At 38.5% G+C, this 18,175-nt stretch carries 30 protein-coding genes; all 30 read right to left on the reverse strand.

The features are described 5' to 3' along the window. Nucleotides 1–43 precede the first annotated feature (43 nt). Nucleotides 44–1,327 carry a citrate synthase gene (locus tag CWD91_RS09160; RefSeq protein WP_103440691.1) on the reverse strand — a complete coding sequence of 428 codons (1,284 nt, stop codon included), beginning with the start codon at nt 1,325–1,327 and terminating at the stop codon, nt 44–46. A gap of 125 nt (nt 1,328–1,452) precedes the next feature. Then, complete coding sequence (locus CWD91_RS09165; RefSeq protein ID WP_103440692.1) at nt 1,453–2,994, reverse strand: glycogen synthase; 1,542 nt, start codon at nt 2,992–2,994, stop codon at nt 1,453–1,455. 152 nt (nt 2,995–3,146) lie between these two features. Further along, a complete protein-coding gene (gene eno / locus CWD91_RS09170) occupies nt 3,147–4,439 on the reverse strand; it encodes a phosphopyruvate hydratase (protein ID WP_103440693.1) in 1,293 nt (430 codons plus the stop codon). 120 nt (nt 4,440–4,559) lie between these two features. After that, on the reverse strand, nt 4,560–5,672 hold the full coding sequence (carA, locus tag CWD91_RS09175) for a glutamine-hydrolyzing carbamoyl-phosphate synthase small subunit (RefSeq protein ID WP_103440694.1): 1,113 nt from the start codon (nt 5,670–5,672) through the stop codon (nt 4,560–4,562). A 96-nt stretch (nt 5,673–5,768) separates the two neighbouring features. Next, nucleotides 5,769–6,314: a 50S ribosomal protein L17 gene (gene rplQ / locus CWD91_RS09180; protein ID WP_103440695.1), complete on the reverse strand. Its 546-nt coding sequence runs from the start codon at nt 6,312–6,314 to the stop codon at nt 5,769–5,771. Between the two features lie 57 nt (nt 6,315–6,371). Beyond that, nucleotides 6,372–7,364 (reverse strand): DNA-directed RNA polymerase subunit alpha, encoded by a 993-nt coding sequence (locus CWD91_RS09185; protein ID WP_103440696.1) that lies wholly within the window; start codon nt 7,362–7,364, stop codon nt 6,372–6,374. Between the two features lie 17 nt (nt 7,365–7,381). Next, nucleotides 7,382–7,987, reverse strand: a complete 606-nt coding sequence (gene rpsD / locus CWD91_RS09190) for a 30S ribosomal protein S4 (RefSeq protein WP_103440697.1) — start codon at nt 7,985–7,987, stop codon at nt 7,382–7,384. A gap of 102 nt (nt 7,988–8,089) precedes the next feature. Next, a complete protein-coding gene (rpsK, locus tag CWD91_RS09195) occupies nt 8,090–8,482 on the reverse strand; it encodes a 30S ribosomal protein S11 (RefSeq protein WP_103440698.1) in 393 nt (130 codons plus the stop codon). 13 nt (nt 8,483–8,495) lie between these two features. Next, nucleotides 8,496–8,870: a 30S ribosomal protein S13 gene (gene rpsM / locus CWD91_RS09200; protein ID WP_103440699.1), complete on the reverse strand. Its 375-nt coding sequence runs from the start codon at nt 8,868–8,870 to the stop codon at nt 8,496–8,498. A 2-nt stretch (nt 8,871–8,872) separates the two neighbouring features. After that, nucleotides 8,873–8,989: a type B 50S ribosomal protein L36 gene (ykgO, locus tag CWD91_RS09205; protein ID WP_013621733.1), complete on the reverse strand. Its 117-nt coding sequence runs from the start codon at nt 8,987–8,989 to the stop codon at nt 8,873–8,875. 9 nt (nt 8,990–8,998) lie between these two features. Beyond that, the gene (gene infA, locus CWD91_RS09210) at nt 8,999–9,214 is read right to left on the reverse strand and encodes a translation initiation factor IF-1 (protein ID WP_013751343.1); all 216 of its coding nucleotides are present in this window, start codon (nt 9,212–9,214) and stop codon (nt 8,999–9,001) included. A 3-nt stretch (nt 9,215–9,217) separates the two neighbouring features. Further along, nucleotides 9,218–10,561: a preprotein translocase subunit SecY gene (gene secY, locus CWD91_RS09215; protein WP_103440700.1), complete on the reverse strand. Its 1,344-nt coding sequence runs from the start codon at nt 10,559–10,561 to the stop codon at nt 9,218–9,220. Between the two features lie 12 nt (nt 10,562–10,573). Then, a complete protein-coding gene (gene rplO, locus CWD91_RS09220; RefSeq protein WP_103440701.1) occupies nt 10,574–11,026 on the reverse strand; it encodes a 50S ribosomal protein L15 in 453 nt (150 codons plus the stop codon). Nucleotides 11,027–11,041: 15 nt separating this feature from the next. Next, entirely contained in the window at nt 11,042–11,221 is a 180-nt protein-coding gene (gene rpmD / locus CWD91_RS09225) for a 50S ribosomal protein L30 (protein ID WP_072865343.1), read from the reverse strand. Nucleotides 11,222–11,234: 13 nt separating this feature from the next. Then, on the reverse strand, nt 11,235–11,759 hold the full coding sequence (rpsE, locus tag CWD91_RS09230) for a 30S ribosomal protein S5 (RefSeq protein ID WP_031445099.1): 525 nt from the start codon (nt 11,757–11,759) through the stop codon (nt 11,235–11,237). A gap of 7 nt (nt 11,760–11,766) precedes the next feature. After that, nucleotides 11,767–12,123, reverse strand: coding sequence for a 50S ribosomal protein L18 (rplR, locus tag CWD91_RS09235; protein WP_103440702.1), 357 nt, complete (start codon nt 12,121–12,123; stop codon nt 11,767–11,769). 11 nt (nt 12,124–12,134) lie between these two features. Further along, nucleotides 12,135–12,677, reverse strand: coding sequence for a 50S ribosomal protein L6 (rplF, locus tag CWD91_RS09240; protein WP_103440703.1), 543 nt, complete (start codon nt 12,675–12,677; stop codon nt 12,135–12,137). A gap of 20 nt (nt 12,678–12,697) precedes the next feature. Beyond that, a complete protein-coding gene (gene rpsH / locus CWD91_RS09245) occupies nt 12,698–13,096 on the reverse strand; it encodes a 30S ribosomal protein S8 (RefSeq protein WP_103440704.1) in 399 nt (132 codons plus the stop codon). Nucleotides 13,097–13,163: 67 nt separating this feature from the next. After that, complete coding sequence (gene rpsN / locus CWD91_RS09250; RefSeq protein ID WP_103440705.1) at nt 13,164–13,433, reverse strand: 30S ribosomal protein S14; 270 nt, start codon at nt 13,431–13,433, stop codon at nt 13,164–13,166. A 1-nt stretch (nt 13,434) separates the two neighbouring features. Then, nucleotides 13,435–13,986, reverse strand: a complete 552-nt coding sequence (gene rplE, locus CWD91_RS09255) for a 50S ribosomal protein L5 (protein WP_103440706.1) — start codon at nt 13,984–13,986, stop codon at nt 13,435–13,437. A 2-nt stretch (nt 13,987–13,988) separates the two neighbouring features. Next, nucleotides 13,989–14,303 carry a 50S ribosomal protein L24 gene (gene rplX, locus CWD91_RS09260; protein ID WP_103440707.1) on the reverse strand — a complete coding sequence of 105 codons (315 nt, stop codon included), beginning with the start codon at nt 14,301–14,303 and terminating at the stop codon, nt 13,989–13,991. A gap of 13 nt (nt 14,304–14,316) precedes the next feature. After that, nucleotides 14,317–14,685, reverse strand: a complete 369-nt coding sequence (gene rplN / locus CWD91_RS09265; RefSeq protein ID WP_103440708.1) for a 50S ribosomal protein L14 — start codon at nt 14,683–14,685, stop codon at nt 14,317–14,319. Between the two features lie 2 nt (nt 14,686–14,687). Beyond that, nucleotides 14,688–14,945 (reverse strand): 30S ribosomal protein S17, encoded by a 258-nt coding sequence (gene rpsQ / locus CWD91_RS09270; protein ID WP_031445107.1) that lies wholly within the window; start codon nt 14,943–14,945, stop codon nt 14,688–14,690. Nucleotides 14,946–14,958: 13 nt separating this feature from the next. Next, nucleotides 14,959–15,150, reverse strand: a complete 192-nt coding sequence (gene rpmC, locus CWD91_RS09275; protein ID WP_103440709.1) for a 50S ribosomal protein L29 — start codon at nt 15,148–15,150, stop codon at nt 14,959–14,961. 17 nt (nt 15,151–15,167) lie between these two features. Next, complete coding sequence (rplP, locus tag CWD91_RS09280; RefSeq protein ID WP_103440710.1) at nt 15,168–15,587, reverse strand: 50S ribosomal protein L16; 420 nt, start codon at nt 15,585–15,587, stop codon at nt 15,168–15,170. A gap of 20 nt (nt 15,588–15,607) precedes the next feature. Beyond that, on the reverse strand, nt 15,608–16,330 hold the full coding sequence (rpsC, locus tag CWD91_RS09285; protein WP_103440711.1) for a 30S ribosomal protein S3: 723 nt from the start codon (nt 16,328–16,330) through the stop codon (nt 15,608–15,610). Nucleotides 16,331–16,340: 10 nt separating this feature from the next. Next, a complete protein-coding gene (rplV, locus tag CWD91_RS09290; protein WP_103440712.1) occupies nt 16,341–16,748 on the reverse strand; it encodes a 50S ribosomal protein L22 in 408 nt (135 codons plus the stop codon). A gap of 3 nt (nt 16,749–16,751) precedes the next feature. Continuing rightward, nucleotides 16,752–17,030, reverse strand: coding sequence for a 30S ribosomal protein S19 (gene rpsS, locus CWD91_RS09295; RefSeq protein WP_103440713.1), 279 nt, complete (start codon nt 17,028–17,030; stop codon nt 16,752–16,754). 13 nt (nt 17,031–17,043) lie between these two features. Continuing rightward, a complete protein-coding gene (rplB, locus tag CWD91_RS09300; RefSeq protein ID WP_103440714.1) occupies nt 17,044–17,868 on the reverse strand; it encodes a 50S ribosomal protein L2 in 825 nt (274 codons plus the stop codon). Between the two features lie 9 nt (nt 17,869–17,877). Next, nucleotides 17,878–18,168 (reverse strand): 50S ribosomal protein L23, encoded by a 291-nt coding sequence (rplW, locus tag CWD91_RS09305; protein ID WP_103440715.1) that lies wholly within the window; start codon nt 18,166–18,168, stop codon nt 17,878–17,880. Between the last annotated feature and the right edge of the window lie 7 nt (nt 18,169–18,175).

Raw genomic sequence — 18,175 nt, forward strand, 5'->3', positions numbered from 1 at the left:
TGAAAAATACACAAAGGGCAGTTTAATATAATTTACACCTTACTTATCTCTTTTCCAAGGGAACAAAAGATCTTAAGGTCTCTCCAATATAAACTTGTCGCGGACGACCAATCGGTTCATTTTTCAATCTCATTTCCCTCCATTGGGCAATCCAGCCCGGTAGGCGACCCAATGCAAACATTACAGTAAACATTTCTGTTGGGATTCCCAAGGCCCTATATATTATTCCCGAGTAAAAATCCACATTAGGATATAATTTTCTATCCACAAAATATTTATCCTCCAGAGCTTCCTTGGCCAAACCTTTGGCTATATCCAAAATAGGATCATCAATACCCAAATCGGCCAATACTTCCTCCGCAGCTTTCTTAATAATCTTTGCCCTTGGATCAAAATTCTTATAAACTCTATGTCCAAAGCCCATTAAACGGAATGGGTCGTTCCTGTCCTTGGCCTTGGCCATATACTTTTTAGTATCTCCACCATCGGCTTCTATTGCCTCGAGCATTTCCAATACTGCTTGGTTTGCCCCACCGTGCAGTGGGCCCCAAAGAGCACATATGCCCGCGGATATAGAGGCGAATAAACCTGCATGGGAAGACCCTACTATACGTACGGTCGAAGTAGAACAATTTTGCTCATGGTCTGCATGTAAGATCAGTAATTTATCCAAGGCATCTATAACAATCTTATTTGTTTCGTACCTATGACTAGGTCTCTTGAACATCATTTTATGAATATTCTCGACATAACCTAAAGAATCGTCCCCATAATCTAAAGGCCATCCTTTTTTCTTCCTGAGAGTCCATGCTACCAATACCGGAAATTTAGCCAAGATCCTAACAATGGCCCAATACATTTCCTTTTCGGACGACACGTTTACAGAGGTTGGATTAAAGGCTATAAGTGCACTGGTTAAACTGGAAAGTACACCCATTGGATGTGCAGATTTCGGAAAACCGTCCAAAATCTTCTTCATCTCCTCATCCACATGCGACTCGCCCTTAATATCATGATGGAATTTTGCCAATTGCTCCTTATTCGGCAATTCCCCAAAAATCAACAAGTAAGCTACTTCCAAAAAATCGGCTTTTTCCGCCAATTCTTCAATAGAATACCCACGATACCGTAAAATCCCCTTTTCGCCATCCAAAAAAGTAATGGCACTCTCACAGGAGCCCGTATTCTTAAAACCAGGGTCTATTGTTATCATTCCTGAAGTGGCTCTCATAGTTTTGATATCTATAGCCAATTCATTTTCAGTACCTTCTATAACTGGAAATTCAAATTTTTTTCCTTTGTATTCTAAACTTGCCTTATTCGCCATTTCTTAAATCCCTGTTTTATTCGATTATTCGTAAAAATACTAAAAACACCCAAGGTTAACAATTGAAGAATTCTTATTTATAGAATAAATATGAAATCTTCACGAAACCTAATATGATTGTGAATCTATTGATTAATGGAATATAAAAATTTATAGTAATCATCCACGGATTTTTCCCAAGTGAACCTCATTTTTTTGGCATTGTCCTGAATCTCCTTCCATTTTGGTTTGTCATTTACAAAAATGTCCAAAGCTTGATCTAAAGCAACAAGCATATTTTTAATTTTATCGTCATAGGTCTTGCCATCAAAACTGAACCCTGTTCTCATATGCTCCACAGTATCTCTCAAGCCTCCAGTATTATGTACCAAACAAGGGTTGCCATTGCGCATGGCCAACATTTGGCTAATGCCACAAGGTTCAAACAAACTGGGCATAAAATATAGATCGGTCTCCAAGTAAATGGAATCGATCAAATCTTCGGATTGTCCGTTGGTAAATATGAAGTTCTTATGTTCGTAGCTCAATTGGCGAAATAATTCCTCGTATTCAGGCGCACCCGTACCCAAGAGCATAAAGATTCCATCAACTTTTTGGAGTCGTTTAAGAATTTCAACAAAAGCCTCTGGAGAACGTTTAAAAAAGTAAAACTTCTGTTCCGTTAAACGAGCCACACTTGAAACTATGAATTTTGGCCTGTCCGTGACATATTCCATTACTTTCTCACCCGTATGCGCTAAAAAATCGGCCTTATACTTTTTGGATTCCTCTTGCAACCATCTAAACAAAGCTTTTACCGTATTGCGATACAGTAATCCCTTTTCTGCCGCACGAATATTCTTGTAATTGGAACCATTAAGAATTCCGAATAACCTCCCTTGATTATTGGCTTCCTGTAAGTCCAATTCCAAACTTTCACCTCCTATAAACTCTGGTGGTGTGCTAGGTCTAAGAACATCTTCCTTGTATGAAGGAGATACCGTATGAACAGAATCTGCCAACCGGATACCGACTGCCATTAGGTTAATACAGTCTTGATACCTATGATCCATTAACCTTGGTATATCTAAAGGAACATTGGGAAACCAATTCCCAAGTGATGAATAATTATCATAGAACGGACGTATTCCTTGAATCGCAAGGTTATGAATGGTATAGACATAGCGCATTTTTTTTAACGCCTGATATTCCGGGTGGTAGGTTTTCAAAAACAGCAATAAACTGGAGTGCCAATCGTGCATGTGCACGATATCCAATTCTCCAAAAGCCCCAACTTTAATGGCCTCAGCTACGGCAGTACAGAAAATGGTAAATTTAATATTATCCGTATAAAAAGCTTCTTTCGGGTCATCATGATAAATATGTCCAATTTCTCCGGCTGTAATTTCCGGATGATGAATTACATAATGATGTAAATTTGCAAACTCCTTTTTAGGGACCACTTCGTACAACTCAGCAACATATACCATTCCCCTCAGGTTAAGGTTTAAATTGGTTATAAAAGTTCCATTTTGGTGTAATCTTGAATAGGAAGGAACTACTACGTGCGCCATGTCTCCTCTTTCCGAAATCTGCCTAGGAACATCCCTAACAACATCACCCATGCCACCGGCCTTACATTTGGGAAGACCATCATTCTCCGCAGCTACAAATAGAAAGTTATTCATTTAATCTAGAATTTGGTTGTTCAACTTGGTTTAATAATAAAAGTATGATAATATAATTATTTATTTCTGATAAGTAAACAAACCTCCATTATATTTAAAAAAAAAAGCCATTCTGATTAGAATGGCTTTTTAATGACAATAAATATGTGGTATTATTTTATCTTGAAAGCATTAACCCCAGGATAATAGGCCGTACTTCCCAATTCTTCCTCAATTCTTAACAATTGGTTATATTTTGCCATTCTATCCGATCTTGAAGCAGAACCTGTTTTAATTTGACCTGTATTCAAAGCAACGGCCAAATCGGCAATAGTGTTATCCTCAGTCTCTCCTGAACGGTGAGACATAACGGAGGTATAGCCAGCATTTTTAGCCATATTCACGGCTGCAATGGTTTCGGTCAATGTTCCTATCTGGTTTACCTTGATCAAGATGGAGTTGGCAATACCTTCTTTGATTCCTCGGGATAAACGCTCTACATTGGTTACAAATAGATCATCCCCTACCAGCTGTACCTTATCTCCAATTTTATCGGTCAAAGCCTTCCAACCTTTCCAATCGTTCTCATCCATACCGTCTTCAATAGAAATAATAGGATATTTAGCACTCAATTCTGCCAAATATTGGGCTTGCTCTTCAGAAGTTCTTACTACTCCCTTATCTCCCTCGAATTTGGTATAGTCATATTTTCCGTTTACATAGAATTCCGCAGCTGCACAATCCAGGGCGATCATAACGTCGTCTCCTAATTTGTATCCAGCTTTTTCCACTGCTTTTGCAATAGTATCCAATGCATCTTCGGTACCACCGGCAAGATTTGGTGCAAATCCACCTTCATCACCTACTGCCGTACTAAGACCCCTATCGTGCAAAACTTTCTTAAGGTTATGGAAAATTTCCGTACCCATTTGCATGGCGTGCGAAAAACTATTGGCCTTAACGGGCATCACCATAAATTCCTGAAAAGCTATAGGAGCATCCGAATGTGAACCTCCATTGATAATATTCATCATTGGAACAGGCAAGGTGTTGGCACTAACACCACCTACATATCTAAACAAGGACAATCCCAATTCGTTGGCAGCTGCCTTGGCAACTGCAAGGGAAACACCCAAAATAGCATTGGCACCCAATTTTGATTTATTGGGCGTACCATCCAAATCTATCATCGTTTGGTCTACCAAATTTTGTTCAAAAACCGACATACCTAGAATCTCCTCAGCAATAACCGTATTTACGTTATTTACAGCTTTACCAACTCCTTTACCCATGAAAGTCTTTCCTCCATCACGAAGCTCTACAGCTTCGTGTTCACCTGTAGAAGCTCCAGACGGAACTGCTGCCCTACCCATAACTCCATTTTCCGTAATTACGTCTACCTCTACTGTTGGATTACCTCTTGAATCCAAAATTTGTCTTGCATGAACACTTAGGATGATACTCATATGTCTTACTTTTATTTTTTAGTTAATTTAATATGCAAATATAGCAAAGGAAGCGCTTTTCACCCCACTATTATTAGCTTTATTGGCGGTTTAATAACAATAAATTAAAACTATAACGTTTTAGTTTACCGTGGATTGGATCATTTCAAAAAATTGATCAAAAAGATATTCTGCATCGTGAGGACCCGGACTTGCTTCAGGGTGATATTGAACAGAAAATACATTCTTATTTTTCATTTTTATCCCAGCTACAGTATTGTCATTGAGATGAAGATGGGTAATTTCCAAATCTCGATTGGATTCGGCCTCATCCCTATTTATGGCAAAACCATGATTTTGGGAAGTGATCTCTCCCTTTCCTGTTACCAAATTCATAACAGGATGGTTAATACCCCTATGCCCATTGTGCATTTTATAGGTAGATACGCCATTGGCCAGTGCCAACACCTGATGTCCAAGGCAAATACCAAACAATGGCTTGTCCGATTTGATCATTTCCTTGGCAGATGCTATTGCCTCGTGCAATGGATCAGGATCTCCGGGGCCATTGGAAATAAAATAACCGTCCGGATTCCAGGCACTCATTTCCTTGAAAGTTGTATTGTAGGGAAAAACTTTTATATAGGCTCCCCTTTTGGCCAAATTCCGAAGAATATTTTTCTTAATTCCAATATCCAAAGCGGATACCTTATATTTCGCATTCTCATCTCCATAGAAATATGGCTCTTTGGTAGAAACCTGTGAGGCGAGCTCCAATCCTTCCATACTTGGTACTTCTGCCAATTTCTTTTTAAGCTCCTCTACATTATCTACGTCTGTAGAAATAACGGCATTCATGGCTCCATTATCCCTAATATAACCTACCAAAGCCCTGGTATCCACATCGGAAATGGCAAACAGATTGCTTTTATCCAAAAACTCCTGTAAGCTCATATCGGCATTAGGTCTCGAATAGTTGTAACTAAAATTTTTACATATCAAACCAGATATCTTCACAGAGTCAGATTCCACTTCATCATTATTGGCCCCATAATTCCCTATATGGGCATTTGTGGTTACCATTAATTGTCCAAAATAGGATGGATCTGTAAATATTTCCTGATAACCGGTCATACCTGTGTTAAAACAAGCCTCCCCAAAGGCAGTTCCTTCCTTGTCCCCTACGGCCTTCCCGTGAAAAATGGTCCCGTCGGCCAGCAACAATATTGCTTTTTTTCTTGTTTGATACTTCATTTTTAGTCTTACAATTTTGGTTTTGCAAAAATAACATAAAAAAAGGATAAGCTTTTAGGCTTATCCTTTAACAATTATTAATATTTAATAACAATTTTATTCTTTTGAATCATCAGCTTTTGTATCTGCCTTTGTTTCATCCTTTGTTTCAGCTTTGGCATCTGCTTTCGCTACCTCTTCAACTACTGGTGCATCTTCCACTTTTTTGGTTCTACCCCTTCTTGTGGTTTTTTGCTTTTTAGGTTTACCTGCATTGTATATTTCATTGAAATCTACAAGCTCGATCATTGCCATATCAGCATTATCTCCCAGACGATTACCCAATTTAATAATTCTGGTATATCCTCCTGGCCTGTCAGCTACTTTTTCAGCAACACTGCTAAAAAGTTCGGTCACCGCATACTTGTCACGAAGACTCTTAAAAACAATACGTCTGTTATGAGTACCTTTTTCCACAGACTGGTTATTTTCAGCTTTGGATTTGGTAATCAATGGTTCTACGAACTGCTTCAAAGCTTTTGCCTTAGCAACAGTTGTATTAATTCGCTTATGCTCTATTAATGAACAGGCCATGTTTGCCAACATAGATTTTCTATGGGCTGCCTTTCTTCCTAAATGATTAACTTTCTTACCGTGTCTCATTGTTCTTTTCTATATTCTTTCTCAGTCCTGGTATTCCCAATTCCTTTGAAAGTTCAATTAATCTTTATCCAATTTATATTTTGACAAATCCATTCCAAAGCTCAAGCCTTTGTTGATAACCAACTCTTCCAATTCGGTCAAGGACTTTTTTCCAAAGTTTCTAAACTTCATCAAATCGTTCTTGTTGAAAGAAACCAAATCTCCAAGTGTATCCACTTCAGCAGCTTTTAAACAGTTCAATGCTCTTACAGAAAGATCCATATCAACCAATTTGGTTTTCAATAGCTGACGCATATGCAATGATTCCTCATCATAGGTCTCTGTTTGTGCAATCTCGTCTGCCTCCAAGGTAATTCGCTCATCGGAAAACAACATAAAATGGTGTATTAAAACCTTAGCTCCTTCGGTCAATGCCTCTTTTGGATGAATTGAACCATCGGTTGCGATTTCAAAAACCAATTTTTCATAATCGGTCTTTTGCTCTACACGAAAGTTTTCTATACTGTACTTTACATTCTTTATAGGAGTAAAGATAGAATCAACGGCAATAGTACCTAATGGCGCATTGGACTTTTTATTTTCCTCGGCTGGCACGTACCCTCTACCTTTATCTATAGTAACCTCCATGTTAATACTAACCTTGGGGTCCATGTTACAAATAACCAAATCTGGGTTCAATACTTGGTAACCAGAAATAAATTTTTGAAAATCACCTGCAGTCAATTGTTCCTTTCCGCTAACAGAGATGGATACAGTTTCACTATCAACGTCATCTATCTGTCTTTTGAAACGAACCTGTTTAAGATTTAGAATGATTTCGGTAACATCTTCCACAACACCGGAAATTACAGAGAACTCATGTTCCACCTTATCAATTCTAACAGAAGTGATAGCAAAACCCTCCAAGGACGAAAGCAAAACTCTTCTTAATGCGTTCCCAACAGTTAGGCCATAACCTGGTTCCAATGGTCGAAATTCGAATTTACCTTCGAAATCGGAGGAATCAATCATTATAACTTTATCGGGCTTCTGAAAATTTAATAATGCCATAATTGGATCAGTGTTGTTTATTTAGAGTATAACTCGACTATTAATTGTTCTTTGATATTCTCTGGAATTTGCATTCTTTCTGGAACGGCAACAAAATTACCTTCCATTTTTTCAGAATTCCAAGTAATCCATTCGTACACGCTGCTATTGGCAGAAAGTGCGTCATCGATCGCTTTTAAAGACTTTGATTTTTCCCTGACACCTACAACATCACCAGCTTTTAAGGTATAGGATGGTATGTTTACCAACTCTCCGTTAACTGTAATATGTCTATGGGAAACCAATTGTCTTGCACCACTCCTAGAAGGGGAGACACCCATTCTGTAAACAACGTTGTCTAAACGGGATTCACACAATTGAAGTAATACCTCACCCGTAACTCCTTTACTTCTATTTGCTTTCGCAAATATGTTCCGGAATTGTTTTTCCAAAATACCATAAGTGTATTTTGCCTTTTGCTTTTCCATTAACTGGATAGCGTATTCAGACTTTTTACCACGACGTCTGTTATTACCGTGTTGTCCTGGAGGATAATTTCTTTTCTCAAAAGATTTATCATCTCCGAAAATCGCTTCACCGAATTTACGGGCGATTTTTGTTTTTGGTCCTGTATATCTTGCCATTTTCTTTTAGTTTGGAAACGTGATCATGAATTAAGGCTTATCCTTCGATAATCGTATCTACATCTCCTTGAAATACCCCTTGGGGCAATTGATTACTATTAATTATACTCTTCTTCTTTTAGGTGGTCTACAACCATTGTGCGGCATTGGGGTTACATCGATAATCTCTGTAACTTCAATTCCTGAGTTATGTATGGAACGAATAGCAGATTCCCTACCATTTCCTGGTCCTTTTACATAAACCTTTACCTTTCTTAAACCAGCTTCGTGAGCAACTTTAGCACAATCCTCAGAAGCTATTTGAGCTGCATAAGGAGTGTTCTTTTTAGAACCTCTGAAACCCATTTTACCTGCTGAGGACCAAGAGATTACATCACCCTTCTTATTGGTTAAAGAAATAATAATATTATTAAAAGAAGCAGTAACATGGGCTTCGCCCACAGACTCTACTATAACCTTACGCTTCTTTGCTGCTTTTGCACTTGCCTTTGCCATAATATCCTAATTATTATTTAGTTGCCTTCTTCTTGTTAGCAACTGTTTTTCTCTTACCTTTTCTTGTCCTAGAGTTGTTCTTGGTACGCTGACCCCTTAAAGGCAGACCAGATCTATGGCGAATACCTCTATAACAACCTATATCCATTAAACGCTTAATGTTCAATTGGTTTTCGGAACGCAATTCTCCTTCTATAGTCAAAGAAGAAACTGCCTCACGAATACGACCAATCTCATCATCGTTCCATTCAGATACTTTGGTATCCTCACTTACTTGGGCAGTAGATAAAATCTCCTTAGCCCTACTTCTACCTATACCGAAGATATAGGTAAGGGCTATTACCCCTCTTTTCTGTTTTGGTATGTCTACACCTGCAATTCTTGCCATAATTACCCTTGTCTTTGTTTAAATCTAGGATTCTTTTTATTAATTACGTACAATCTGCCTTTTCTACGCACAATCTTGCACTCGGCACTTCTTTTCTTAATTGATGCTCTAACTTTCATCCTATTTACTTAATATCTATATGTAATTCTTGCTTTACTTAAATCGTAAGGGCTCATTTCGAGCTTAACCTTATCCCCTGGAAGTAACTTAATATAATGCATTCGCATTTTTCCAGAGATATGCGCCGTTACCACATGACCGTTTTCCAACTCCACGCGGAACATGGCATTTGACAATGCCTCAATTATGCTTCCATCCTGCTCTATCGCTGCCTGTTTAGCCATAATCTATGCTACCTTTCTATTTTTACCTGATTTCATCAACCCGTCGTAATGTCTGTTCAACAAATATGAATTTACTTGTTGTACTGTATCGATCGCAACACCCACCATAATCAGCAATGATGTTCCGCCGTAAAACAATGCCCAACCTGCCTGCACATCCATGAGCTTTACGATCACTGCCGGTAATACCGCCAACAATGCAAGGAAAACAGAACCTGGTAAAGTAATCAATGACATAATCTTATCCAAGAAATCCCCAGTTTCCTTTCCTGGTCTAATTCCAGGAATAAAACCACCACTTCTCTTTAAATCATCGGCCATTTTATTGGTAGGTACCGTAATCGCCGTATAGAAATACGTGAAGACGATAATCAAAAACCCGAACAATATATTGTAAGCCAGCCCAAATATATCTTGGAACTGCACCTCCATCCACTGTCCTACCGCCGTGTTGTTAAAGGTTTTACCCAATAAGCCTGGCGCAAACATAATTGCCTGTGCAAATATGATAGGCATAACTCCAGAAGCATTCAATTTTAAAGGAATGTACTGTCTGGATCCCATGATATTCTTTTCATAACCTCCGGATGCGGTTCTTCTCGCATATTGAACCGGAATCTGGCGTGTCGCCATCACTAACAATACACACAACAATATAACCGCGAACCAAATAATAACCTCAATGAGCATGAACATAAGTCCACCGTTGTTATTTGCCGTTCTTGATATAAATTCTTGAACAAAATTCTGTGGCATATTGGCTATTATACCGACCATGATCAATAAGGAAATACCATTACCAATACCTTTATCGGTGATTTTCTCACCCAACCACATTGCGAATATTGTTCCTGCAACCAAAATTATTACCGATGGAATAATAAAATTAAGTCCCTTACCAAATACAAAAGCGCTTTCAGGAACACCTAAGGCTCCCAAACTATACAAATAAGCAGGAGCTTGAACAATACATATACCGATAGTTAACCATCTGGTAATTTGATTGATCGTCTTTCTGCCGCTTTCACCTTCCTTTTGCAATTTCTGAAGATAAGGAATCGCTATACCCATCAACTGTACCACAATGGATGCAGAAATATAGGGCATAATGCCCAATGCAAAAACCGAGGCATTTGATAACGCACCTCCAGTAAAGGCATTCAATATTCCTAAAATACCACTATCAGTACTGGCAGCCAAAGCACCTAACTGGGTAGAATCAATACCTGGAAGAACAACTTGGGCACCAAAACGATACACTAAAAGCAAACCAAGGGTAATAATGATTCTACCCTTTAGCTCTTCAATCTTCCAAATATTTGATAATGTCTCGAAAAATTTCTTCATAGTATTCTTTGCTTATAAACTTATGGCCTCACCACCTGCAGCCTCAATAGCAGCCTTTGCGGTAGCCGTAAATTTATGTACAGAAACTTTAAGGGAAGCCTTTAGCTCTCCATTACCAAGAATCTTAACCAAATCGTTTTTGCCAACCAATCCATTTTCAACAAGTGCATCTAAAGTAACCGTATCCTTGATAACTCCTTTATCTACTAATTCCTGTAATTTTTCTAGATTGATTCCAGCGTAATCCTTTCTATTGATATTCGTAAAACCAAACTTTGGCACACGTCTCTGTAATGGCATTTGACCACCTTCGAAACCAATTTTCTTAGAATAACCTGATCTGGATTTAGCGCCTTTATGCCCTCTGGTAGCAGTACCTCCCTTACCGGAACCCTGACCTCTACCTATGATTTTACCGGCTTTTTGGACAGCACCCTCCGCTGGTTTTAAATTACTTAAATTCATAACACTAATATTATATTAAGCTTCCTCTGTGGAAACTAAGTGTTTAACTTTATTTATCATCCCAAGAATATTAGAAGTAGCATCATGCTCAACTACCTGTCCTATTCTACGTAAACCAAGAGCCTCTAATGTTCTCTTTTGATTTTGAGCTCTTTTAATACTGCTCTTAACTTGTTTTACTTTAATCTTTCCCATTATATTCTTGGTTTTATCCTTTAAAAACTTTTTCTAAAGAAATACCTCTTTGGTTTGCAACTGTCTTTGCACCTCTCAGTTGTAAAAGAGCATCAAAAGTAGCTTTTACTACGTTATGAGGATTGGAAGAACCTTGTGATTTGGACAATACGTCATGAACACCAACTGCTTCCAATACCGCTCTAACAGCACCACCTGCAATTACTCCGGTACCATGCGATGCAGGCTGGATATAAACTCTAGCTCCACCGAATTTCCCTTTTTGTTCGTGCGGCAAAGTACCTTTGTTCAATGGAATTCTAATAAGATTCTTTTTAGCATCTTCTATAGCCTTGGCTATTGCCGTGGCAACTTCCTTAGACTTACCTAGACCATGACCCACAACACCATTTTCATCACCTACCACAACGATAGCAGAAAATCCGAACGCTCTACCACCTTTTGTAACTTTGGTAACACGTTGTACCCCAACCAATCTATCCTTTAATTCTAAACCTCCCGGCTTAACAGTCTCTACGTTTTTGTATTTCTGATACATAATATTCTTAGAATTTTAATCCTGCTTCCCTAGCGCCATCGGCTAATGATTTTACTCTACCATGGTATAAGTTACCACCTCTATCAAAAGCAACAGCTTCTATACCAGCTTCTTTTGCCTTTTCAGCAAGCGCCTTACCAACTATGTTGGCCACTTCCGTTTTAGTCCCTTTAGCTTTAGCCAACTCCTTATCCCTTGAGGATGCGGACACTATAGTTTTACCAGCCACATCATCAATAATTTGAGCGTATATTCCAGTATTACTTCTAAAAACAGCTAGCCTTGGCCTTTCTGCAGTACCTGAGGAAATTTTTCTAATTCTCCTTCTGATACGTAGTCTTCTTTCAGTCTTCGTTAATCCCATAATGCTAATTATTAAGCCGATTTACCAGCTTTTCTTCTTAATTGTTCGCCAACGAACTTAATTCCTTTTCCTTTGTAAGGTTCTGGCTTACGTAAGGATCTAATCTTAGCGGCGATCTGCCCCACTAATTGCTTATCATGCGAACTTAGCTTTATTATTGGATTCTTTCCTTTTTCGGATACGGTCTCCACTTTTACCTCTGAAGCCACATCCAAAACGATGTTGTGTGAAAACCCTAAAGCTAGGTCCAATGTTTGTCCTTGGTTACTGGCACGATATCCTACCCCTACCAATTCCAATTCCTTTACCCATCCTTTAGAAACTCCTTCGATCATATTAAAGAACAATGATCTATAAAGACCATGTTTCGCTTTATGCTCCTTGGAATCTGATGGTCTTGTAACAAAAACTTGACCATCCTCAACCTTAACAGCAGCACCAGAAAATTCTTGGGAGAGTTCTCCCAACTTACCTTTTACGGTAATAACATCTTCCTTAACCTCTACGGTTACTCCTTCTGGAATTGCTATTGGATTATTACCTGTTCTAGACATTATTCTAAATCTTTATAGTATTAATAAACATAACATAATACTTCCCCACCTGCATTCTCAAGCTTTGCTTGCTTACTGGTCATTACACCATGGGAAGTAGAAATAATAGCAATACCAAGACCGTTTAATACTCTTGGCAACTCCTCTGAGTTAGCATATTTTCTAAGTCCTGGTGTACTAACTCTCTTAATTTTCTTTATAACCGGCTCTTTTGTGAATTTGTCATATTTCAAGGCTATTTTAATAGTCCCTTGAACCGCATTATCTTCAAATTTGTAGCTTAAAATATATCCTTGATCGAATAATATTTTAGTAATCTCTTTCTTTAAATTAGATGCAGGAATCTCAACCACCCTGTGGCCAGCACTACTTGCATTTCTAATTCTAGTTAAATAATCCGCAATTGGATCTGTAAACATAATTATTGATTTACGGTAACGGTTTTTAACATTATTGTTAAACCTGAAACCAGTTTATACTCTTTTATTACCAGCTAGCTTTTCTTACCCCAGGTATAAGACCATTATTGGCCATTTCCCTAAAAGTAACTCTGGATACACCAAAAGTTCTCATGTAACCTCTTGGTCTACCAGTTAACTTACAACGGTTGTGCATGCGAACAGGTGAAGCATTTTTAGGTAATTTCTGTAACCCTTCATAATCACCAGCCTCTTTTAAGGCTTTTCTTTTCTCAGCATATTTTGCTACAGTCTTAGCTCTCTTGACCTCACGGGCCTTCATGGATTCTTTAGCCATACTAATTCTTTTTAAAAGGTAGTCCTAATTCGGTTAATAATGATTTTGCTTCTTTATCTGTTTCCGCAGAGGTTACAAATGTAATATCCATACCATTGATTCTATTAATTTTATCAATGTTTATTTCTGGAAATATGATTTGCTCTGTAACACCAAGATTATAATTTCCCCTTCCATCAAAACCAGTGGCCTTAATCCCTTGGAAATCCCTTACCCTAGGCAATGCGCTAGTCACCAATCTATCCAAGAATTCGTACATTCTTTCCCCACGTAAAGTTACTTTTGCCCCGATCGGCATACCTTTACGTAATTTAAATGCAGCAACATCCTTTTTAGACATCGTTGAAATTGCTTTTTGGCCAGTAATATTGGTCAACTCATCTACCGCATGGTCTATAAGTTTCTTATCCGCAACAGCGGCACCAACACCTCTACTAACAACAATTTTTTCTAATTTAGGAACCTGCATTACATTTTTGTAACCAAACTCCTCTTTAAGAGCCTTAACAACTCTTTCTTTATATTCCTGTTTTAATCTTGGAACGTAGGCCATAACTAAATTACTTCTTTAGATTTCTTAGAAAATCTTACTTTCTTACCATCTCTTACCTCAAATCCTACTCTAGTGGTCTCTCCAGATTTTGGATCGATCAATGACAGATTGGATATTTGTAAGGGAGCCTCTTTCTTAACAATCCCACCTTGTGGATTGCTAGCACTTGGCTTTTCATGTTTAGATACCATATTGGCACCTTCAACGATCGCCTTGTTCTTTTCACGGTCTACACTTACAACCTTACCCTCTACCCCTTTGTGGTCTCCGGCAACGATTCTAACAGTATCCCCTGTTTTGATTTTTAATTTTCCCATTTTGCTATTTATATTAAAGCACCTCTGGAGCCAATGATACAATTTTCATGAATTGTTTATCACGAAGTTCCCTAGCCACCGGTCCAAAAACACGTGTTCCCCTCATTTCCCCAGTTGGGTTCAAAAGTACACAGGCATTATCATCGAAACGGATATAAGAACCATCCGGTCTTCTAACCTCTTTTTTTGTTCTTACAACAACCGCTGTGGAAACCGCACCTTTTTTAATAGCCCCATTAGGAGTAGCTTCCTTAACGGAAACTACAATTTTATCCCCAACAGAAGCATATCTTCTTTTTGTACCTCCCAACACACGAATGGTCAAAACTTCTTTTGCCCCCGTATTGTCCGCTACTTTTAGTCTAGATTCTTGCTGTAACATAATTATTTAGCTCTTTCAATGATTTCCACTAATCTCCAACACTTGGTTTTACTCAATGGACGAGTCTCCATTATCTTAACAGTATCGCCAATATTGCAATCGTTCTTTTCATCGTGTGCAACATATTTCTTAGTTTTCAACACGAACTTACCGTACATAGGGTGTTTAACACGTTTAACTTCTGAAACCACTACTGATTTCTCCATTTTGTTGCTAGTTACAACTCCTATTCTCTCTTTTCTTAAATTCCTTTTTTCCATAAAGCAGAACCAATTATTGTAATTCCCTTTTAGTTAATTCAGTTGCCAATCTTGCCACAGTTCTTCTCACTTTTCTAATTAGTAAAGGATTTTCCAATGGTGTAACAGAATGGGCCAATTTTAAATCAAAATACTGCTTTTTAAATTCAGCACTTTTTTCCTTTAACCCCTCAACTGATAATTCTTTTATTTCTGATTGTTTCATGATTCCTTGCAATTATATTAAGCAGAATAGTCCCTAGCAATAATAAATTTCGTTTTTACTGGTAGTTTCTGTGCCGCAAGACGTAAAGCCTCTTTTGCAATATCAAGAGATACACCGGCAATCTCGAACATAACCCGTCCTGGCAATACCACAGCTACAAAATATTCTGGAGCACCTTTACCTTTACCCATACGAACCTCTAACGGTTTTTTGGTGATAGGCTTGTCCGGGAATATTTTTATCCATAATTGGCCTTCTCTTTTCATGTACCTAGTTGCCGCAATACGAGCTGCTTCAATTTGGCGCGATGTTATAAAAGAGGTATCCATTGATTTTATACCAAACATACCGTTTGAAAGTTGATGACCCCTACCTGAGATCCCTTTCATACGACCTTTCTGCATTTTGCGGAACTTAGTCCTTTTTGGCTGTAACATTTCTTTACTTCTTTAAAAAATTACTTTCTACGACGTTGTTTCTTCGGTCCTTCTTGCTTTCCACCTTTTCCTGGGGACTGGCTCTTGGCCATTCCTACCAATGGAGAAAGTTCTCTTTTTCCGTAAACCTCACCTTTCATGATCCATACCTTAATACCCAATCTTCCATAGGTAGTATGCGCTTCATGTAAAGCATAATCTATATCAGCCCTGAAAGTAGACAATGGAATCCTACCATCTTTGTAAGATTCTGATCTTGCCATTTCAGCACCGTTCAAACGTCCAGATATCTGAATTTTAATTCCTTCAGCGTTCATTCTCATGGCAGCTGCAATCGCCATCTTAATAGCTCTTCTAAAAGAAATTCTGCTTTCTATCTGGCGAGCTACACTGGCAGCCACTAGATTAGCGTCCAATTCAGGTCTTTTGATCTCAAAAATATTGATCTGAACTTCCTTGTCCGTAATCTTTTTAAGTTCCTCTTTTAATTTATCTACCTCTTGACCACCTTTACCAATGATAATACCTGGTCTAGCAGTAGTAATGGTAACCGTAATCAACTTTAGAGTACGCTCAATAATAATTCTAGACACACTTGCTTTTGCCAAACGTGCATGAACATATTTTCTGATCTTATCGTCTTCGGCAAGTTTATCACCATAGTCGTTTCCACCGTACCAGTTAGATTCCCATCCCCTGATAATTCCTAGACGATTTCCGATTGGATTTGTTTTCTGTCCCATACTAAATGCTCTAGCTTTGTGTGTTATTGTTAGATCCCAAAACCAAGGTAACGTGGTTGGAACGTTTTCTAATTCTATGTGCTCTTCCTTGTGGAGCAGGACGTAGTCTTTTCAACATACTTCCACCATCCACTCTGATTTCCTTAACAAAAAGTTCAGCTTCCTCAACACTGGCATCTTCATTCTTAGCTTGCCAGTTAGCTATTGCGGATAACAATAACTTCTCCAATCTACGTGATGATTCCTTTGAGTTGAATTTCAAAATAGCAAGCGCTTTCTCCACTTTTACACCTCTAACCAAATCCGCTACTAAACGCATTTTTCTAGGGGAAGTAGGGCAATTATTCAATTTTGCAAACGCTATTTGCTGCTTTTCCGCCTTAATTCTTTCGGCCATTTGTTTTTTACGAACTCCCATAGCTTACTTTTTACCTTTATTTTTTGCCCCGGCATGACCTCTAAAAGATCGTGTTGGAGAAAATTCACCTAATTTGTGACCCACCATGTTTTCTGTTACAAAAACTGGTACAAATTGCTTTCCGTTGTGAACCGCTATTGTCTGACCTACAAAATCAGGAGTAATCATAGAAGCTCTAGACCATGTCTTAATGACTGCCTTTTTACCAGATTCAACATTGTTTTGGACTTTTTTATCCAAACTATAGTGAACGTAAGGTCCTTTCTTTAATGAACGTGCCATTTCTTTCTACTTTTTATTTCTTTCTACGTTCTAAAATATATTTGTTGGTACTCTTGGTCTTGGAACGGGTCCTATATCCTTTAGCAGGAATTCCGTTTCTAGATCTAGGATGACCTCCAGAAGCCCTACCTTCTCCACCACCCATGGGGTGATCAACAGGGTTCATAGCAACTGGTCTTGTTCTTGGTCTTCTTCCCAACCATCTACTTCTACCAGCCTTACCTGACACCAATAATTGATGATCAGAGTTGGATACAGCACCTATAGTGGCCAAACAATCCGCTAAAACCAATCTGGTTTCACCCGATGGCAATTTAATGGTGACAAACTTACCGTCCTTGGCCATTAATTGGGCAAATGTGCCAGCACTTCTTGCCATTACAGCTCCCTGTCCAGGACGCAACTCAATTCCAGATATGATAGTACCCAAAGGTATTTCGCTCAATGGAAGTGCATTTCCGATCTCTGGGGCAACTGCAGTTCCAGAAGACACCTCTTGACCCACCTGCAAACCATTTGGAGCAATAATATATCTCTTTTCACCATCAGCATACGCCAATAAAGCTATAAAAGCTGTTCTGTTGGGATCGTACTGAATTGATTCCACCGTGGCAGCAACATCTTGCTTATCCCTTTTGAAATCAATAACACGATACCTTCTCTTATGACCTCCACCTTTCTGGCGTATGGTCATCTTTCCTTGACTGTTTCTACCTCCCGACTTTTTTAACGGAGCAAGCAAGCTTTTTTCCGGCTTATCAGTAGTAATGGCGTCAAATCCATTTACTACTCTAAAACGCTGCCCGGGAGTGATTGGTTTTAATTTTCTAACTGACATTTTTTGTCTTTATAGATTACTGTAAAAATCAATAATATCTCCTTCTGCTACATCAACAATGGCTTTCTTAAAACCACTTGTCTTTCCGTGCTGTACACCAGTTTTGGTGTAACGCGATTTGCGCGAAGGACCATAATTCATTGTTCGAACTTTCTCAACAGAAACACCATAAGTTGCTTCTACCGCTTCCTTGACCTGAATCTTGTTGGCTTTTGGATCAACAAGAAAACCATAACGATTGTGCAACTCGCTATCCGCAGTCATTTTTTCCGTAATAATTGGCTTTATCAACACACCCATGGTTCGC

It is taken from the genome of Arenibacter hampyeongensis (genome assembly GCF_002909255.1).
In the GTDB taxonomy this organism is placed as follows: Bacteria; Bacteroidota; Bacteroidia; order Flavobacteriales; family Flavobacteriaceae; genus Arenibacter; species Arenibacter hampyeongensis.

Bases quoted from the DNA above. Each gene is read 5' to 3' on its own strand.
- rplN (WP_103440708.1), bottom strand. From the start codon at position 14,685: ATGTTACAGCAAGAATCTAGACTAAAAGTAGCGGACAATACGGGGGCA.
- secY (WP_103440700.1), bottom strand. From the start codon at position 10,561: ATGAAGAAATTTTTCGAGACATTATCAAATATTTGGAAGATTGAAGAG.
- rplW (WP_103440715.1), bottom strand. From the start codon at position 18,168: ATGGGTGTGTTGATAAAGCCAATTATTACGGAAAAAATGACTGCGGAT.
- rplB (WP_103440714.1), bottom strand. From the start codon at position 17,868: ATGTCAGTTAGAAAATTAAAACCAATCACTCCCGGGCAGCGTTTTAGA.
- rplE (WP_103440706.1), bottom strand. From the start codon at position 13,986: ATGGCCTACGTTCCAAGATTAAAACAGGAATATAAAGAAAGAGTTGTT.
- rpsD (WP_103440697.1), bottom strand. From the start codon at position 7,987: ATGGCAAGATATACAGGACCAAAAACAAAAATCGCCCGTAAATTCGGT.
- CWD91_RS09165 (WP_103440692.1), bottom strand. From the start codon at position 2,994: ATGAATAACTTTCTATTTGTAGCTGCGGAGAATGATGGTCTTCCCAAA.
- carA (WP_103440694.1), bottom strand. From the start codon at position 5,672: ATGAAGTATCAAACAAGAAAAAAAGCAATATTGTTGCTGGCCGACGGG.
- rplX (WP_103440707.1), bottom strand. From the start codon at position 14,303: ATGGGAAAATTAAAAATCAAAACAGGGGATACTGTTAGAATCGTTGCC.
- rpsK (WP_103440698.1), bottom strand. From the start codon at position 8,482: ATGGCAAAGGCAAGTGCAAAAGCAGCAAAGAAGCGTAAGGTTATAGTA.
- rplQ (WP_103440695.1), bottom strand. From the start codon at position 6,314: ATGAGACACGGTAAGAAAGTTAATCATTTAGGAAGAAAGGCAGCCCAT.
- rpsH (WP_103440704.1), bottom strand. From the start codon at position 13,096: ATGTTTACAGATCCAATTGCGGATTATTTAACTAGAATTAGAAATGCA.
- ykgO (WP_013621733.1), bottom strand. From the start codon at position 8,989: ATGAAAGTTAGAGCATCAATTAAGAAAAGAAGTGCCGAGTGCAAGATT.
- rpmD (WP_072865343.1), bottom strand. From the start codon at position 11,221: ATGGGAAAGATTAAAGTAAAACAAGTTAAGAGCAGTATTAAAAGAGCT.
- rpsE (WP_031445099.1), bottom strand. From the start codon at position 11,759: ATGTATCAGAAATACAAAAACGTAGAGACTGTTAAGCCGGGAGGTTTA.
- rpsC (WP_103440711.1), bottom strand. From the start codon at position 16,330: ATGGGACAGAAAACAAATCCAATCGGAAATCGTCTAGGAATTATCAGG.
- eno (WP_103440693.1), bottom strand. From the start codon at position 4,439: ATGAGTATCATCCTAAGTGTTCATGCAAGACAAATTTTGGATTCAAGA.
- rpsN (WP_103440705.1), bottom strand. From the start codon at position 13,433: ATGGCTAAAGAATCCATGAAGGCCCGTGAGGTCAAGAGAGCTAAGACT.
- infA (WP_013751343.1), bottom strand. From the start codon at position 9,214: ATGGCTAAACAGGCAGCGATAGAGCAGGATGGAAGCATAATTGAGGCA.
- rplF (WP_103440703.1), bottom strand. From the start codon at position 12,677: ATGTCTAGAACAGGTAATAATCCAATAGCAATTCCAGAAGGAGTAACC.
- rplV (WP_103440712.1), bottom strand. From the start codon at position 16,748: ATGGGAGTTCGTAAAAAACAAATGGCCGAAAGAATTAAGGCGGAAAAG.
- rpsM (WP_103440699.1), bottom strand. From the start codon at position 8,870: ATGGCAAGAATTGCAGGTGTAGACATACCAAAACAGAAAAGAGGGGTA.
- rplO (WP_103440701.1), bottom strand. From the start codon at position 11,026: ATGAATTTAAGTAATTTAAAACCAGCGGAGGGTGCTGTCCAAAAAGCC.
- rpsS (WP_103440713.1), bottom strand. From the start codon at position 17,030: ATGGCACGTTCATTAAAGAAAGGACCTTACGTTCACTATAGTTTGGAT.
- rpmC (WP_103440709.1), bottom strand. From the start codon at position 15,150: ATGAAACAATCAGAAATAAAAGAATTATCAGTTGAGGGGTTAAAGGAA.
- CWD91_RS09160 (WP_103440691.1), bottom strand. From the start codon at position 1,327: ATGGCGAATAAGGCAAGTTTAGAATACAAAGGAAAAAAATTTGAATTT.
- rplR (WP_103440702.1), bottom strand. From the start codon at position 12,123: ATGGGATTAACGAAGACTGAAAGAAGACTACGTATCAGAAGGAGAATT.
- CWD91_RS09185 (WP_103440696.1), bottom strand. From the start codon at position 7,364: ATGGCATTATTAAATTTTCAGAAGCCCGATAAAGTTATAATGATTGAT.
- rpsQ (WP_031445107.1), bottom strand. From the start codon at position 14,945: ATGGAAAAAAGGAATTTAAGAAAAGAGAGAATAGGAGTTGTAACTAGC.
- rplP (WP_103440710.1), bottom strand. From the start codon at position 15,587: ATGTTACAGCCAAAAAGGACTAAGTTCCGCAAAATGCAGAAAGGTCGT.